This window comes from Mucilaginibacter sp. GW821-FHT07H05 (assembly GCF_059418485.1).
This window is the reverse complement of sequence record NZ_JBWKPY010000001.1, coordinates 399,502-416,715: the sequence shown is the minus strand read 5'-3', so window position 1 is coordinate 416,715 and position 17,214 is coordinate 399,502. Positions and strand designations below refer to the sequence as shown.

Genomic DNA, 17,214 nt, shown 5'->3' with positions numbered 1-17,214 from the left:
TATGTATTGTTAAGCTATTTATTATAATAGGTAAAACATCGGCAATAATATCGTCAGTTTTTCAGTTTACCGATCAGTAGAAGCCAGCCGGGGTAACAGGCATTTTCATCATATTTAGCCAAATCGCCAATTACGCCGTTCCCTTTTTTCAGGATAGTCATTTTATCAGGCTTTTCGGCAGCTACAGTGAAGGTGATTTCGTGCACGCCCTGCTCCATCATAGGCAGGCAGAAATAATTAAAATGATAATAAGTACAGTATTTATCAAACCTGCAATATAATTTAGGCGCGGCGCTATCAATGCTCACACTAAATTGACCAACAGTTGGCCCTATTAAATCGTAAATACCGGCCATACGGCCTTTAAATTTAACTTTAATAGCAGCGCCGGGCTGGTTAGATTTATATAGACCAGGGATACTTTTCAGAAAACCGCTTACAGCAGTATCCTGTTGGGTTATCTGCCGCCAGCCGCCGGTCTTTTGCAGGTCTTTAACAGCTATCATGGTAGCATCTTCCCAATTGGCATCGGAATAGGGTTTTCCCAATTTATGTTTGAAACCATCCGTATTGTTTTTGATCTGTTCCATCGATCGTACCAGTGCTTCGTAGTATAGTTTATGCCCGGTTTGCGCCAGGGGATGCACATTATCTTCAGAAAAAACAATTTGGTTGGGATACTCTGCAGGTTTACCCTGGAAAATGAGTTTATTTTCAGCTATCAGCGATATCACTTTCACGCCAAACTGGATGGACGGGATCTGGTAATACTGCGCAATTTGCTCCATTGCCAATTGCGAGGGCCATAATTCGCCTTTTTGCAAAGTGGGCACCATTGGCCCCGAAAGGGTGTATACAAAGCAGATATCCGTACGCTCATTAGCATGCCAAATCTGGCGTACTATCCCTTCCATAGCCTGGTAGATCCTTTCGGCGGCGGCACCGCCATCGTTTACGGCAAACTCCACAAATACCAGGTCGGGCTGGTGGCTCAGTACATCACGCCCGGTACGAAAAGCGCCCAGATCTGACCCTGTACCGCCTACACCAGCATTTACCTGTGTAACCTTTGCCTGCGGATATAGCTGCTGAAACCAGGCGTATGATTGATCGCGCCAGCCATTTTGCGCCGCCGTAATACTGCCGCCTAAATAAGCTATAGTAACTGCTTTACCCTCTTTTAGTTTATGAAAAAAGTTGGGCAAACCCTTACGCATACGAAATTCCTGCAGACTATTCAGCGTATCTTTTTGGGCATAGGCTGCATGATTAAACAACAAACCAACGATTATAAAACAGCCTGCAAACAGGCGTTTCTTAACAAACCACTTTGTATTAAATAATATCATAAGTTTATAATTTACCAATAATTAAACCGGTATGGATCAAAATATTTAAACAGCGGTGTATAAAAACTCACCTCGCTGATCCTCGCCGAACCATTATTCGCGGGCTGCTCCTGGTGGTAATTCAAATTAGCCCAAAAACCAAAGCCTCCCCTGCCCGATATCACTTTCATAGTGATGATATTCTCACCTTTCTTCAGGGGAATATTCAACACATATTCATTCGCCCGCTTCTGGTGACTTTTTTCTAATTGAAATACTTGTTTGCCGTTAACCCAAACCTGCATCCAATAATCAACCCCCAGGCGCAGGGTAGCATTCTGATTAAACTCGCTGCTGATTGTTTTACTGACATAGGCCACCGCGTTATCATCAATCCCATTAAATGCTTTGCCTAAATTAACAAAACCATTATCGTCGGCGTTGACAACCTTACGCCAATCCAGCATCACACCATCGCTGCGTTTGTAGGTAATATTGGGGTTTTCGGCCCCATCAATAGCATCCTGCTCGCCGGGGTATTTGGTTTCCAGCACTTTCAGCACATCGGTGGTATTGACCAAATAAGGCCCCATCACCTTCCATGCTCCCAGTGTTTGATAAGCCGGTGGCGGTATAACCCTATTTAATCGCGCAGCCATATCCGGGTTGGCATTAGCACCCAAATTAGTGAGCAACTGAGCCATCAATTGATTAAGGCGCACAACACTTAGCTGGATTGCTTCGGCTTTTTCCGGAGCATCCGTATATTTTGAGTCCAGCATATCCGGGCCGGCCTGCAGGTAAACAGCCCTGCCTTTTCCTATCTTTCTTTCTAAGACGAGGCCTCCGGCTAAAACTTTACAACCTGCCGGTTGGCTATTTGTGCTAAATAACGATACATTCAAGGCATCGCGCCAGCGCAAAAGGCCGGGGCCTATGCCGCGCAATAAATCCGAATCATCACCTTTAACCTGGTAAATATCTTTTCGAACCGTTTTAAATCCAGCCATGCTTAAATCACTACCACTTTGCGGCAAATACAAAATAGTACCGCCCTGTGCTGCAAACTTACTTGTTGCAGATACTGATAACTTGCTACCTTCACCTATCACCCACAAAGCGTTGCCAGCAGGCATATCCCTTTTAAAAGCAATACCCAGCTTACTTAATAAAGCCGCACCTTCTTCAGCGCCCGCATAATATACTTTACTTTCAGAGGGCAATGGCGCCTGTTGGCTTTGCAGCAGGTTCTGCGCCATACGGGTAGCGGCGGGTTCATTACCTACACGCCCCGTCAAATCAAGCGTACAATAGGTTATTTTACCTTTGCCATAACGCCATTCTAACAAAGGCGAGTAGGCCATATCAAACTCTGTTTGCAGTATCGGCGTAAAGCCAGCGGTTTCGGGCGTTTTTATTACTACCGATGCCACAGCATGGGTGTTAGTCCATTTTGGCGCGTGCTGGGTATCATATTCCTTAGCCGGTTTGCCTTCGGGCAGCAGATCAGGTGTGCCGCGCCAGTTGATCAAATCTTGTGGTTCTATCCCATTCAACAACGGACTATGCTTGTCTCTGATAAACACATGCCTCGGCATAGTTTCGGTAGTTTGGAAACCCATGCCCGACCATACCTCGGGCTTTTGCTCCAGCACAATTACATGCAGGCCATTGGCAATATCCTGTTCGGTATAAGGCATAGTATCGCCGGGTTTCAGGGCTTCACGCCCAATAATCAGTATCTTAACAGATGAACCTTTTTTCCATGTAACAGTCTGTGCTCCTAACGATTTTATCCACGGCGTGGATTTCCCAGCCGGATCATAGACAGCTATCGTTAATTGCGCTGATAGTTTGCTTGGTTTCGGGAATACGGCTAACGCGAAAGTGTCTTTTTTGGCGACTGTACTATTATCCTGCTTTACAGATAATATCAACTGATAATCAGTACGCTGCTGTACTGTCGGGGCAGTTAATTGAAATGGTTGCAGTTTTATTTCTCCCGCTTTTAATTGCAGCGTTTGTCTGCCCTGCTGAATAATCTGTTCACCCTTTTTCAGTTGCCATTCGGCGTTCAGGTTGGTGGCTACGCTGCCATCCCATACAGCCGCAATTTGCTTTTGGAACTTCTCGCCCGAATAAAAGGTATGTGTTTTATCGGTATGCACCGGCGCGCCGGCTATGTAGGTTAACAGGGATGTATTGTTTTCTCGCCAGATCCAAAACCGGGGGCTAACCCATTTAGGGATCTCTGTTAACGGGGCGGCCAATTTATACCTGTCGGTAAAGCGGTGGGACTTGCCATCCTGCGGGTCGCCGTAACCTTCCAACACCCAGGGCAGTACCCCGGCGTTAACACCCCATGTGCGCCATGACCGATCAGTATTTCGGGAAAACATTTTTTGAAAATCCCAAAAAGCCGGGAACTGGTTCATATTCATTTTGCCCCATTTATCCTTATCGGTACTAATGCTGATGGGTATCGTATTTTTCAAACCGGCTTCGCTTTCGCGGATATAGGCATCATCACCCAGGTACATAGATAGATATTCGGTCAGCAAAAGCTGGCTCCCCTTCCAAAAGTTATTCCAATAGGGCGTACCAAACTCAACCGCCGAATAGGGCATATTGCCATTCTTCGCCCATTCCATCGGCCATTCTTCGCGCTCCTGCAAGGGTACAAAGTTGAGGTAAACATTAGCTGTGGATACATCGCCCACGCTGCCATCAGCATGCGAAAAGGCCAGACGGGTCGGATCAATTTGTTTTACGTAAGTACAGGCCAGGTTAATTACTTTTTGTTGGGTGGTGTAACTGGCAGTATCACGCTTGCCCATGCCCTGCGCCCATATATTAAGCTTGGGGTTAGCACTGTTCATAGATACCACCCAGGCCAAAATACAGGGATGATTACGGTAATGCCTGATATAATATTCGGCCTCGCGCTGATAATCCTGCTGCATTTGCTTATTGGCTAATAGCGATTGCCGCAAAACAACGACCGATGGTGCGGGCAATGTTAAGCCCATGCCTATGCGGTCCATTTCGTTCAGCAGGTCTTCATCCGGTTTAGGGGTTTCGGACTGATCGGCCCACCATAAATTACTGGCGGGTTGTATCTGGCCCACATTATACCCTATCATCCGCTGAAACGACAGGCCATTTTTATTAGTACCGTACAAATCGGTGATCCGCCAGCGCGAAAGGTGGCCGTTCATATACAATTGCCTGCCTTCGGTCCAGATTTCCCTGAAGCCAAAAGTTTGATCGTTAGCCTTACTGATGACACTTCCCTGCTGTTTTAAGCTAACCCTTGCTTTGTACAGGTACGATTTTTCCAGTTCCCAGCAAATTGGGTTATCCCATGGGGCACTGATGCGGTACACCGCTTTGCCTGCTGTTAGTTTAAGATTTTCACTTTGTAGTTTGAGTACAACCTTACCGGTTTCATCAACAATATCTGCTTCAAGAGTAGTGCCTGTTATTACTTGCTTAGCATCAACTTCCACTTCCAGTGTTAATGTTTTTTTGCGGAACGACGGGATACAAAACACATCGGTAATAGCCTGATCTGCCCGTGAAATGATATTTACCTGCGCCGTAATTCCCATACCCCATTGCCATACCGATGCCTGGTTTGACCCTGCTTTCCGTGTTTGATACCGCAGCGCGTCCTGCTCAAACCCACGGGAAATACCGGTATAATTACGGGTTACAAATATGTTCAGGATATTCTCTTTACCGGGTTCAATGGCATTGGTTAAATCCACTTCGCCGCCGGGGCGTAACAGCTCGCTTACCTTTTTATAGTTAATGAAGATGATCGCATCGCCTTCCAGCCGCCTGAAATCGGCTATCACCCGGCGCTTTTGCCAGTTTTGCGGGATGTTGATTTTCTTTTCGTACCAAAGGCTGTTTACACTATCATGCGCCATCTTTTCCCACGATGTACCTTTCCCGCTTAACAAATCCCAGCGCCAGTTACTGGCCTGGTCGGTACCGTTGGTTTCGCCCCAGTTTGAGATATCAGGCCATATCATTGGCGATTGCGCGGGCTGGATCTTCCAGTTACCCTTTAGCGGGATGGTATCCTGGGCGAAACCCTTCAGGGATAAAAGTATCAGTAAAAAAAGCGAGTACCCGGTACAGTTCAGATATTTCATTAAGTAAGCGTTGTTATTATTGAAGTTTTAAACCAGGTCGCTAAACCTGGCTAACTGATGCTGCACCAAAAAACCGTTAATGGTGTCCCGGGCTTTTTTGCCAATACCCACGGCCTTTTGCAGATCGCGCCTGCACAGGCGGGCCAGTTCGTGCACTTTGGTTACCCCGATATAATGCAGCGCGTTAACGATCTTGATGTTAAAATCACTAACGTCGGCTATATCCATATAAAACAATTCGGTTGGAATGGCAGTTGGTCCCGAATCGTTGCCCGCATCGGGATAATTGGCCCATTGCATAGCAGGCGGCAAAAAGTCTAATTGCCCCGTAGCACTCTCTTGTATTAAAAATGTTTTCATAAAGCTTATAATTGGTTTTAAATAATCAGCTGATAATTAAACACTAAACTAAACAGGTTAATCCCTCATCACCACTCGCTTTCGCGGAAATGAGTATTGGGAACGAGCCCATTTTTTGGGAACGAGCCCAATAATCCTGTTTCATCATGGCACGCCGATAGCTATTTCTACGCCCGGCCGCGCTTTTTTAAAGTTTGCTACGCCCTGGGGTGTCACCTTTGTCGCCCAACAATAAATGCTTTTGATACGCGGCAGGGTGTAAAGCATTTTTAGGCCATCATCACTCACCTGGGTACCCGTTAAATTCAAATATTGGAGGCAGGGCAAATTGCTAATTGCGCCGATGCCTTTATTGCTTACTTGTGTATAAGCGAGGTTTAGCCTGGTGAGGTTGGTCATCTTCCCCAGTTCCTTCAACCCCGCATCGGTAATTTTAGTGTAACTGAGCTGTAGCCAGGTTACCTGCATACCCAGTTTAGCCAACAGTTTCATTTGCGTATCATTAAAACCCGGCGCGTTAACATAACTAACTGATAAGTAATTTTGCCCCTGTGCTACGGGTGCAACCAATACTGATAATTTCTCTAAAGCCTTAACATCCGTAGCACCTGCAGCAGCAACCTTTTTATTGAACGGCGCAGCTAATGCCGCGGGGGTAAAGCCATCATCCTTTGTATCGCTCTTTATACCCGTCAGTTTTGCAAGCGACTGGTTAATGGCCGCATCGGGCTTTAGGTCAATCACCTTTTTGGTGAAATCCGCACCTTTATCTATCCACCATTTCAGCAAAATTATTTCTTCCCCGGTTAATGGCTTTTTTCCTTTGGGTGGCATCCGGTGTTCGTCACCTTCGGGCAATAACAGACGTTTAACCAATTCGCTTTGCGCGGAATGGTAGTTGACAATCACTGCCCCGTCCTTACCGCCTTTCATTAAATAGTTTTCTGTATCCATCCGTAAACCACCTTTCTTTTTGTTTTCGCCGTGGCAGTTCCAGCACTTGGTTTGCAGCATGGGTGAAACTAAATCGCGGTAAACCATAGCCTGCGGTATACTGATGATCTTTTTACGGCTAAGTACCTTACTATCTGTTATCAATCCTGATGTTAAATAGCCATCACCATGCGTAAGCGTGCCGCCCAAATGCCCGGTGATAGTTAAAAGCAACAACATCGCGCCTAAGCTTATCCGGTAGATGGTTTCATTCCTTTTTGAATAGGCCGATCTGATCTTCAAATACCAGCAAACGATTGATAAAAGCGCCAAAGCAATGCCCGCCAATTGGTGCAGGGATAGTGTGTCTTCATTATATCCACCGGCTAAAGAAAGCAGCCACCCCAATACGGCCGATATCATAGCGCTGATGCTTCCGCAGAAAAGTGTAATGGCAATCACTTTATCCCAATCATTATTGCGCGACCGGACAGCAATCACCTCCATTATCCCAGCCATGACCAGTATCCCGATGGGTAAATGCACCAGCACCGGGTGAAAGTGCCCAAAAAAACTATTCCAGTCTGCCGCTGCCGGGATAATGCTGATCAACATTGCGTACCAGTTAAACTCGTTCTAATTTAATGGGATAGGTTTTATTGGCATTCCACTGGCATACGTACAGGTTTTTGTCATCATCGATACAGATATCGTGACAATGTTTAAACACCGGCGTTTCCTGGATCATCTTTTGTAATTCACCATTCTGGTACCGGGGTTTGGTACCACCGGGGTTAGAGACCACCTGGTTATTTTTATCCAAAATGGTAACAAAGCCCGAATTAAATGATGGCACCGGGTGCTTTAAAGCCGAATAACAAACGCCTGAGTACAACATATCGCCATCAAAAACCGCACGGCTCATATATGCCCCCGGCAAATAAACCGATGACAGATAGGCACCATCCAGCGTATAGCGTTTAAAGCAGTTCTTCATTCGCTCGGTACACATCAGTATAGGGTTATTGGGGTCGCGGTTATCAATAGTTACACCATGCGCCTGCTTAAACTTCTTATCGTCCAGCCAGCCATCGCCGCCAAACTTGCGGATAAACTCGCCTTTGGACGTGTACTGCAAAATGTATTGCGAGCCATAACCATCGGCAATATAAATATCTCCATTGGGGCCAACGCAGGTTTCAGTAGGGCGAAATTGATCGCAATCGCCATACTGACCAATCAGTTTAGGGTGCTTAATCGTAAACAGTACCCGGCCATCCAGCGTGGTTTTGTAAACCTCGCCTAAGGTATAATCCGTAATGTAAAGAAACTCAGTACCATTCTCATCGTGCAAAGTCAGCCCATGCCCGCCGGGGAACTGATGCCCCCAGGTATCCAGCAACTTGCCCGATCGATCGTAAATAATGATATTATTCTTCGGCTCATCGGTGATCATGATCAGGCGTTTTTTGCTGTCCATCACCATTTCGTGGCAGTTATTTACCGGGTATTGCGCACTGTTTAAAACGCCCCAGTCCCGGTTAACGCGGTACTTAAAATCACCGTGACCGATAATATCCCCGGCGAGTTTACTTTTGGCCATGATATGGATAGGCCCACTGATGGCCGCCACTGCCCCGGCTGATACGCTTGTTTTAATAAAGTCCCTTCTTTGCATCACCATCAGGCTAACAGGCTGTGCATTACTTTACCGGCAACATCGGTTAACCGGTACCGCCGGCCCTGGCTTTTGTAGATGAATTTTTCGTGGTCGATACCTAAAGTATACAGCATGGTCGCCTGGAAATCGTGCACATGCACCGGGTCTTTCACAATATTGTACGAGAAATCGTCTGTCTCTCCATAAACCAGGCCGCTTTTTACACCGCCGCCGGCCATCCACATGCTGTAGCAGGTGGCATGATGGTCGCGCCCAAAATCATCAGGGGTTAGTTTGCCCTGGCAAAAGCTGGTACGGCCAAACTCGCCGCCCCAAACTACTAAGGTATCATCCAGTAATCCACGTTGCTTTAAATCCTTCACCAATGCGGCCGATGCCTGGTCGGTTTGCTGGGTAGCCTTTTTAATACCCGATGCCAGTTTGCCGTGGTGATCCCAGCCTAAATGATAGAGTTGCACAAAGCGCACATCCTTTTCGGCCAGGCGTCGCGCCATCAGGCAATTGTAGGCAAAGGTGCCGGGTGTTTTTACATCAGGGCCATACATATCCAGTACGTGTTGCGGTTCATCGCTCAGGTCGGTTACTTCGGGCACGGCCATTTGCATACGATAAGCCATTTCGTATTGATTAATGCGGCTGTCTATCTCCGGATCGTGCCATTTTTCGTTTTGCAGCAGGTTTAATTGCTTGATATGATCCAGCGCCTGCCGCCTGTCCATTTTATCCACCCCTTCGGGCGATGAAAGGTACAGCACCGGGTCCTTACCCGACATAAACTGCACCCCCTGGTGGTGCGATGGCAAAAAGCCGTTACTCCAGGCCGCGCTACTAATGGGCTGATCGCCGCCGCCTTTGGATATCATGACGATAAAGTTGGGCAGGTTTTGGTTTAAGCTACCCAGGCCATAGCTTAGCCACGAGCCGATGCTTGGCCGCCCGCTTAACTGGTTACCGGTTTGCGTAAATATGACGGCAGGCTCGTGATTGATCTGCTCGGTATACATGGACTTCACCAGGCAGATATCATCGATGATACCGGCTGTATGCGGGATTAGCTCGCTCAGGTAAGTGCCGTTAGCACCATGCCTTGCAAACGTAGCCGCCGCGCCTGCCAATGGGAAACTGGACTGGTTGCTCACCATTCCCGAAAGGCGGTTTAGGCCCAAAACCGATGCCGGGATCTCCTGCCCGTGCATTTGGTTTAGCCTGGGCTTATAGTCAAACAATTCCATTTGCGATGGCCCGCCGCTTTGGAACAGGTAAATGACCCTTTTAGCCGTTGGTATAAAGTTAGGCTTGCCCAATGGCTGGTTTTCATCGGGCATCGCAGCTAATTTCCCTATTAACTTACTGGCAGGGCTATTGCAGCCCATTAGCGAGCCCAGCGCCAAACCACCCAGCCCCAGCACCGACCCTTTCAGGAACTCCCTCCTTTTTTGGGCAAATAATATTTGTTGCAACTCGTTCATCGTCACATTTTATTTACGGGTAATAAATTCGTCGGTATTCATCAGCGCCAGGCTGATATCGGTCAGCGCGGCAGTTTCACACCATTTTTTAGCATCATACAACCTGCTTGCCCCTACTGATAACAGTTTGGTAGCCTTACCGGGATTGCTTTGATACTTGCGGATGCTCTCCAAATAAATTTGGTTCAATAAGGCCAGCTCCTTTGCCACCGGCTCCCGTCCTGTTATCAGGCGAAAGCCATAGGTCAGTTCAGCATTAATGTTACTGACACCTTCTTTTAACATGCGCACCGCTACCTGCCGTGCCGCTTCAATAAACTGCGGATCGTTCAGTAATACCAGTGCCTGCAAGGGTGAACTTGACCGTTGCTGCCTCACCGTACAAACGCTTCTGTCCGACGCGTCAAATATTTGCATGGATGGCGGCGGGCTGGTGCGTTTCCTGACGGTATAGATACTTCGGCGATACAGTCCCTCATCAGTATCCTCTTTATAAATAGCCCGCCAGCTTTTATCGCTCAACGCTTCCCATAAACCCGGCGGCTGATAAGGATATACACTTGGGCCTCCAATCTTTCCAGCTAATAATCCACTAATGGCTAAAGCGTTATCCCTGATCATCTCTGCCGGCATACGGTAGCGCGGGCTGCGGGCCAATAAAACGTTTTGCGGGTCGGCAGCCAGTTTTTCCGGACTTATCTCCGAGCTTTGCCTGTAAGTGGCGCTCATCAGTATCAATTTTTGCAGCGCTTTGGTGTTCCATCCGCTTTCGCGGAATTTCATAGATAAATAATCCAGCAGTTCCGGATGCGATGGCATTTCGCCCTGGTTGCCAAAGTCGTCGGTTGTTTTTACCAGTCCGCGCCCGAATATCAGTCCCCATAAACGGTTAACTGCCACACGGGCCGTAAGCGGGTTTTCGGGCAGGAATAGCCATTTTGCCAGGCCCAAGCGGTTACGCGGGAAATCAGCCGGGAATTTCAGGATGGAGTTTGGTGTCCCCGGCATTACCTGCGGACCGTAACTATCGTAAACCCCACGCTTTAATACATGAGTAATACGGGGTTTAGGGAGATCCCCCATCACCATAACTTCTTTGGCCGAATCCAGCAATGCAGCCAGTTTTTCGCGCTCCCGCGCTAATTCAATTGAAAGGGCATCAGGTTTGGTCGCCTTTTTTGCCGTGAGCTTTAAAGACTTATTCTTTTGCAGATAGGCTACTTCAGCATCAGTCAATTCCTGGCTAAACAGCATAAACTCATCCAATTCGGCACCGGGCAATGCATGGTCAAGCACACGGTAACCAAAGGTTAATCCCGTAAAGGGGAATATTTTTTGGATATCGGGATGCGAGCGGACGTTCTTTTCTAAATGGTCGTACTCTACGCCGGCTTTAATATCCTGCCCATCAAGATACATTTTCACCCCTTTGGCTTTGCTTGATCCATCATAGCTGACAGCGATATGATACCATTGCCCGGGCTTTAAAGCAGACGGACTTATTACGCTGATACAATCGTGCGGGTAGGCATGGCTGAGGCGAAAATTAAGTTTGTTATCCTTTACTACTAAATCGTAACCCTGAGTACCATAACGTACCGGGTCGGTTTGGCAGAGCACTACGCCGTTTTGTTTAGTGGCAGGCAGTTTCAACCACAAGCTAAAGCCAAATGGCTGGTACCTTTCAAAATAGCCGATCTTGTATGGCGGGAAATGCACATTAGTTTCGGCAGTTAGTTTTAGCGATTTGCCGGAGATACCCTTACCAAAATCAATAGCTGTTGCTTCCGCGGATAATGCTTTGTTAGTTAGATTGGGGAAAAGCCGGATTGGTTGTGGTTTTGTACCTTTTTTCGCCTCCGACAAACCGTTTATCTGCGTATCAAAAGTAAGGTGGGCGATGTTTTTTTCGGCTAATGATTCGGATACGTTTTGGTTGACAGGCTTTATACTTTTCTTTTTAGCTTCTAACTGACTGATAAATCCCTTTATATCGGCTATTTTTTTGTCCGTCAACTGGTCAGTCAGCATTAGGGTTGGGCCGGCAACTACATTTTTATCGCCAAAGTTGGGGCTACCCAGTTCAAATGTGCTGTTAAAAAAAGCGAACAATGAGTAGTAATCCTTCTGACTGATAGGGTCGTATTTATGATCGTGGCATTTGGCACAGCCTACCGTTAAACCCAATAATGCTGTGCCTAAGGTGTTGGTGCGGTCAACCACATATTCTACCCTAAATTCCTCGTCGATAATACCTGCTTCGGTGTTTTGCTTGTGGTTACGGTTAAAGCCGGTGGCCAGTATTTGTTCCTGAGTGGCGTGGGGCAGCAGATCGCCGGCTAATTGCCAGGTAATAAACTGATTGAACGGCAGGTTTTTGTTATAAGCCCTGATCACCCAATCCCGCCAGGGCGAAGTATCACGATGGCGATCATCTAAATATCCGTAGCTATCCGCAAAGCGGGCTGCATCCAGCCAATAAGCCGCCATGCGCTCGCCGTAATGGGGCGAAGCCAGGAAATGGTCGACCATTTTTTCATAAGCATTGGCAGATCTATCTTTTACAAAATCATCTATCTCTTTTATCGTCGGCGGCAGGCCCGTCGCATCAAAACTCACCCGCCTGATGAGCGTAGCCTTATCAGCTTCGCCGGAAGGTTGTAACCGCTCCTTTTCCAGCTTACGCAGGATGAAACGATCGATATCGTTTTTCACCCAGGCTTCGTTTTTTACTTTGGGTAAATCTGGTTCGGCCAAACCTACAAACGCCCAGTGCGGTTTGTATTTAGCGCCCTGATCTATCCATTTATACAGGATAGCTTTTTCGGTAGTGGTTAGGGTAAGATGTGAAGCCGGCGTTGGCATCCTTTCATCCTCATCGGCAGATAGGATGCGGCGTACCAATTCACTTTTGCCGGGATGGCCAGGCACTATAGCTTTCAGGCCGCTCTCTTTTGCTTGATGATGATAGGCCGAAGTGTCTATATCCAGTCTCAACCCGGCCTTTTGTTTTTTGGCATCGGGGCCATGGCAGGCAAAGCATTTGTCGGATAGAATGGGTTTTACATCTACGTTGTAATCAATATCATCCGGCACACCGGCCATAACTGCCTTAATATCTTCGGGGACGGCCTCGCGGTTAAAGGTAGCTATGCAAATAACCGTAAGCATTATGCATATTATCAGCAATGCTTTTACATTGCTGTGCAAATTTTTTATCCTGTAAACTATATCGGGCATAGATCTATATTGCCGGCAGATGCCATCGTAACAATGTAAAGATGGCGTAAGAGGCAAAAAAGGGTGAATGAATTGGTTGAAATGTTTTCATGAGAGCGTTCCCAATATATGGGAGCATTCCCAAAGAAATATAGCCTGACGATAGCGGTCCATCCCCTGGCGCGCCGGCTATATTTGACAGGCATGAAACAGGAAATTTAATCGCCCCTCATGCATCAATTACAAACCAAATAAACCTACTTACCAATGGAATTTGCGGGAAGAAGAAATTTCATAAAACTGAGCGGACTGGCAGCTTCAGCCCTATTGCTACCGGTTTATGCCGATGCGCATTTGCTTCATGCAGACGATAATCATAAAGCTGATGAAAATATTACCGATCCTGCCTACGATTTTAACGATCTGCATAGCCTGGGTTACAACCTGTTGAAACGATGGGGCGATGGCATGCTGGCCATACAGGTTACCGACCCTAAACTAAAAGGCGTGTATGGCGGTTTTTTATGCCCTGCCTGCGCCTGCGTACACGGCCGTAATGCCGATGCCATATTCCCGATGATGTATCTGGCGCATCGTACAAAAGATAAAAAATACCAGGATGCCGCCATTAGGTTGTACAATTGGATGGAAAGCAAGGTGAGCATGCCCGATGGATCATGGGTGAGCGAGATCAGCGTGAGCGACTGGACGGGTATTTCGGTTTTTACTGCCGTAATGCTGGCCGAAACATTAACCCATTTTGGCGATATGCTGGACAAAGCCACTAAACAAAAATGGGATGCCCGGCTAAAAAAGGCGGCCGGGTTTTTGTATCGCGATTTTACCATCCACACGGGAAATATCAACTACCCGGTTACCTGCAGCTATGCCTTAGCTTTGATAGGCACCTATTTTAACGAGCCCCGCTATATAGCCCGCGGGAAGGAACTGGCCTACCAATGCCTGGAATATTTCACCCCTAAAGACCGTTTTTTGTTTGGCGAAGGGCACCCTGAAAAAGAACCATCCCCACAGGGCTGCTACTCGATTGATTTGGGTTATAATGTAGAAGAATCATTGCAGGCACTGGTTTTTTATGCCAAGTTAACTAAGGACGCCAAAATACTGGAAATAGTTTTAGCGTCGCTAAAAACCCACATGGAGTTTATGTTGCCCGATGGCGGCTGGGATAACAGCTGGGGTACGCGTAACTTTAAGTGGACCTACTGGGGAAGCCGCACCAGCGATGGCTGCCAGCCCGGCTACGCCCTGATGGCCGGGCACGACCCCCGCTTTTACCAGGTAGCTTTACGCAACACACAGTTGCTGCATAACTGTACGTATAATAACCTGCTGCATGGCGGCCCCCATTTTGCCAAACATGGCGAGATGCCTTGTGTGCATCATACCTTTTGCCATAGTAAGGCGCTAACGGTAATGTTATTAAAAGCGCCAAAGGTTAACCCTGCCAGCGCTGCAGCAAAAACACCAAGGCAACTGACTTATGGAGTAAAATCATTCCCCGAACTGCAAACCTGGCTGGTAAGCAAAGGAAAATGGCGGGGTACGGTTACCGCTTATGATGAGGAATACCTGATGAAATCGGGCCATGCTACCGGCGGCGCTTTGAGCATGCTTTGGCACGAAGCGCTGGGGCCAGTTTTGGTAGCCAGCATGACCATCTACCAAATGGTTGAAAATTTTAACCAACAAAGAGATAAAGACCCGAACACCAGGTGCCTTACCCCCCGTTTTGAGCTAATGCAGGACAAACGCCTGTATACCAACATCCACGATTTGAAAGCGGAAGTAAAACAACAGGAAAAGGATGGGCGCATTTTATTTGAGACCCGGTCTGCTTTGCTGGATGATAGCCAGGCACCCTTAAAAAACAACCCGGTAACTTGCCATATAAGTTATAGTTTTACAGATACGGCCATAAAAATCACAGCCGAATATCAGGATAAGGGCGATGCGAAACCTAAATACATGCTGCCCGTTATTGCCACCCAGGAAGAAAAAATGACTAAAGTATCCGACAGTGAACTCAGCATTGCCAAAGCGGGCGGCACCTTGCGGATTAAATCAAATGTCCCGTTCAGCCTGTCCCCTACGCTTGACGGGCGGATATTTAATTTTGTACCCGGTATGATGGCTATTCCGCTGGAGTATAGTGGCCAAAAAATTGAAATAACGTTATCAGTGGGATAAACATTTTGTTACCATTAGGTTACCCGATTTGCAGCAAGCGCCAATGACTTTGCCCGTATATCCGGATAATCTTTGTCACAATCGCTATACACGATAAGTTTATTTAGCAAATAGCAATAGTATTACGTTCAGTCCACAATACTTTGAGTACCTTTGCAACACATGAGGCAACTAAAGATCACCCAATCCATTACCAATCGCGAATCCCAATCGCTTGACAAGTATTTAAGCGAGATAGCCAAGGTGGATTTAATAACGGCGCAGGAAGAAGTTATCCTGGCACAAAAGATACGTGAGGGTGATAAGGTGGCGCTGGAGCGCTTAGCCAAAGCCAACCTCCGTTTTGTGGTATCGGTAGCTAAACAATACCAAAACCAGGGCCTTACACTGGGCGACCTGATTAACGAAGGAAACCTGGGTTTAATTAAAGCCGCCGGCCGTTTCGATGAAACTAAAGGGTTCAAATTTATTTCGTACGCCGTTTGGTGGATCCGTCAGTCTATTCTGACTGCCGTTGCCGAGCAATCGCGGATTGTGCGCCTGCCCCTTAACCAGGTAGGTTCGCTGAATAAGATCCGTAAATCGTCATCGAAACTGGAGCAGCAATTTGAGCGTGTACCTACGCCCGAAGAGCTGGCCGAAGATTTGGAAACTACGCCTGAAAAGATCTCGGACGCATTAAATAATGCGGGCCGTCATATTTCAGTCGACGCGCCATTTGTAGCAGGCGAAGAAAACACCCTGCTGGATGTTTTACAAAGCAGCGCTGCCGGTACAGACAGCGACCTGATGATTGATTCGCTTACACAGGAGATCAAAAGATCGTTAGGCATATTAGCTGAGCGGGAAAGACAAGTGCTTGTTTTGTTCTTCGGTTTAAACAGTGTTGCAGCGCATTCACTGGAAGAGATCGGCGAAAAATACAGCCTTACCCGCGAACGTGTACGCCAGATAAAAGATAAAGCGCTGATGCGTTTACGTCAAAACTCAAAGTCGAAATTATTACAATCATACCTATAAGCTAATAGCTTTTATTGGATATTAAAAAGGCCTGTTGATTTTTAATCAACAGGCCTTTTACTTTAAATACGCTTTAATGATCGGTTATTTCTTACCTATTACGTAAAACACCGACATGGTAAGGCCATCGTTAGCAAACCCGGCGCTAATGTTATTATAGGTAGTATTGCCCGTTGCCACGCCATTCTGTTTAGAATGAACGTAATTTATACCAGCTAATGATGCTGCTATGCCCAATTTTTTAGTAGGATAAGCTACCAGCTCAAGGCTAAGGTTGCCACTGTAAGCGTTAGTTTTAGTATCGTAATTATAGAAGTTGTTTGGGAACGAGTAGCTGACTTTTGTATTACTATGCCCATAAGTGAAGTGGCCGCCAGTGCGCAAACCTATTTTGCCATCATATAAAAAATATTTGCGCATATAAACGCCTGCGCTGTAGCCGTGGTCATCTTGTTTAGATGCCGTTGTATTATTATTTTCCTGGCTGCTTGTATTGTAATTTAATAAAAAGCCAAGGTCAATATCTTTAGCGACAAAAAAACTGTAATCGGGCCCGATATTAAAAGAAGTAGTTTTTTGCGATTGATTAAATGAGGGATTGTTATTATTATCAATTTTAAGATGAGCGAAACTCAAGTTAAGGCCCAGGTTTTGTGTGCCCTTTTCGGTTTGGGCGTTGGAGATTTTGACTACGCATAGCAGTGCAATAATTGCGATTAGGATTTTTTTCATGTGTTTGGGTTTTTGTTGTTTTGTTGATTGAACGGTGAAAAAATGGCGATATTTTGCCGAAAAAATAAAAGTTAATTATTTGTTAAAAGGCCCGAAAG

10 protein-coding genes are annotated in these 17,214 nt (G+C 46.7%); 2 read left to right on the top strand and 8 right to left on the bottom strand.

The genetic code is table 11. From position 1 onward, the window contains the following. Positions 1–53: 53 nt before the first annotated feature. The 7 genes from AC07M6_RS01825 to AC07M6_RS01795 all read right to left on the bottom strand — a co-directional run bounded on the left by AC07M6_RS01825 (position 54) and on the right by AC07M6_RS01795 (position 13,105). A complete protein-coding gene (locus tag AC07M6_RS01825; protein WP_494887086.1) occupies positions 54–1,349 on the bottom strand; it encodes an SGNH/GDSL hydrolase family protein in 1,296 nt (431 codons plus the stop codon). Positions 1,350–1,360: 11 nt separating this feature from the next. Continuing rightward, complete coding sequence (locus AC07M6_RS01820) at positions 1,361–5,491, bottom strand: glycoside hydrolase family 2 protein (RefSeq protein ID WP_494887084.1); 4,131 nt, start codon at positions 5,489–5,491, stop codon at positions 1,361–1,363. Positions 5,492–5,518: 27 nt separating this feature from the next. Continuing rightward, positions 5,519–5,851, bottom strand: a complete 333-nt coding sequence (locus AC07M6_RS01815) for a hypothetical protein (RefSeq protein ID WP_494887082.1) — start codon at positions 5,849–5,851, stop codon at positions 5,519–5,521. A 144-nt stretch (positions 5,852–5,995) separates the two neighbouring features. Then, positions 5,996–7,399 (bottom strand): DUF2231 domain-containing protein, encoded by a 1,404-nt coding sequence (locus AC07M6_RS01810; protein WP_494887080.1) that lies wholly within the window; start codon positions 7,397–7,399, stop codon positions 5,996–5,998. 10 nt (positions 7,400–7,409) lie between these two features. Continuing rightward, positions 7,410–8,468 (bottom strand): hypothetical protein, encoded by a 1,059-nt coding sequence (locus AC07M6_RS01805; protein ID WP_494887079.1) that lies wholly within the window; start codon positions 8,466–8,468, stop codon positions 7,410–7,412. Next, the gene (locus tag AC07M6_RS01800) at positions 8,468–9,934 is read right to left on the bottom strand and encodes a DUF1501 domain-containing protein (RefSeq protein WP_494887077.1); all 1,467 of its coding nucleotides are present in this window, start codon (positions 9,932–9,934) and stop codon (positions 8,468–8,470) included. Before AC07M6_RS01800 ends, AC07M6_RS01805 begins: the two co-directional genes overlap by 1 nt. Positions 9,935–9,943: 9 nt before the next feature. Further along, on the bottom strand, positions 9,944–13,105 hold the full coding sequence (locus AC07M6_RS01795) for a DUF1553 domain-containing protein (protein ID WP_494887076.1): 3,162 nt from the start codon (positions 13,103–13,105) through the stop codon (positions 9,944–9,946). 315 nt (positions 13,106–13,420) lie between these two features. Here AC07M6_RS01795 and AC07M6_RS01790 point away from each other — a divergent pair, with 315 nt between their 5' ends. Together AC07M6_RS01790 and AC07M6_RS01785 are read left to right on the top strand one after the other, a co-directional pair. After that, positions 13,421–15,364, top strand: coding sequence for an ulvan lysase-like protein (locus AC07M6_RS01790; protein ID WP_494887075.1), 1,944 nt, complete (start codon positions 13,421–13,423; stop codon positions 15,362–15,364). Between the two features lie 162 nt (positions 15,365–15,526). After that, entirely contained in the window at positions 15,527–16,384 is an 858-nt protein-coding gene (locus tag AC07M6_RS01785) for a sigma-70 family RNA polymerase sigma factor (RefSeq protein WP_494887073.1), read from the top strand. A gap of 84 nt (positions 16,385–16,468) precedes the next feature. Here AC07M6_RS01785 and AC07M6_RS01780 read toward each other — a convergent pair whose 3' ends face one another. Then, positions 16,469–17,116, bottom strand: coding sequence for an autotransporter outer membrane beta-barrel domain-containing protein (locus AC07M6_RS01780; protein WP_494887071.1), 648 nt, complete (start codon positions 17,114–17,116; stop codon positions 16,469–16,471). Positions 17,117–17,214 lie beyond the last annotated feature (98 nt).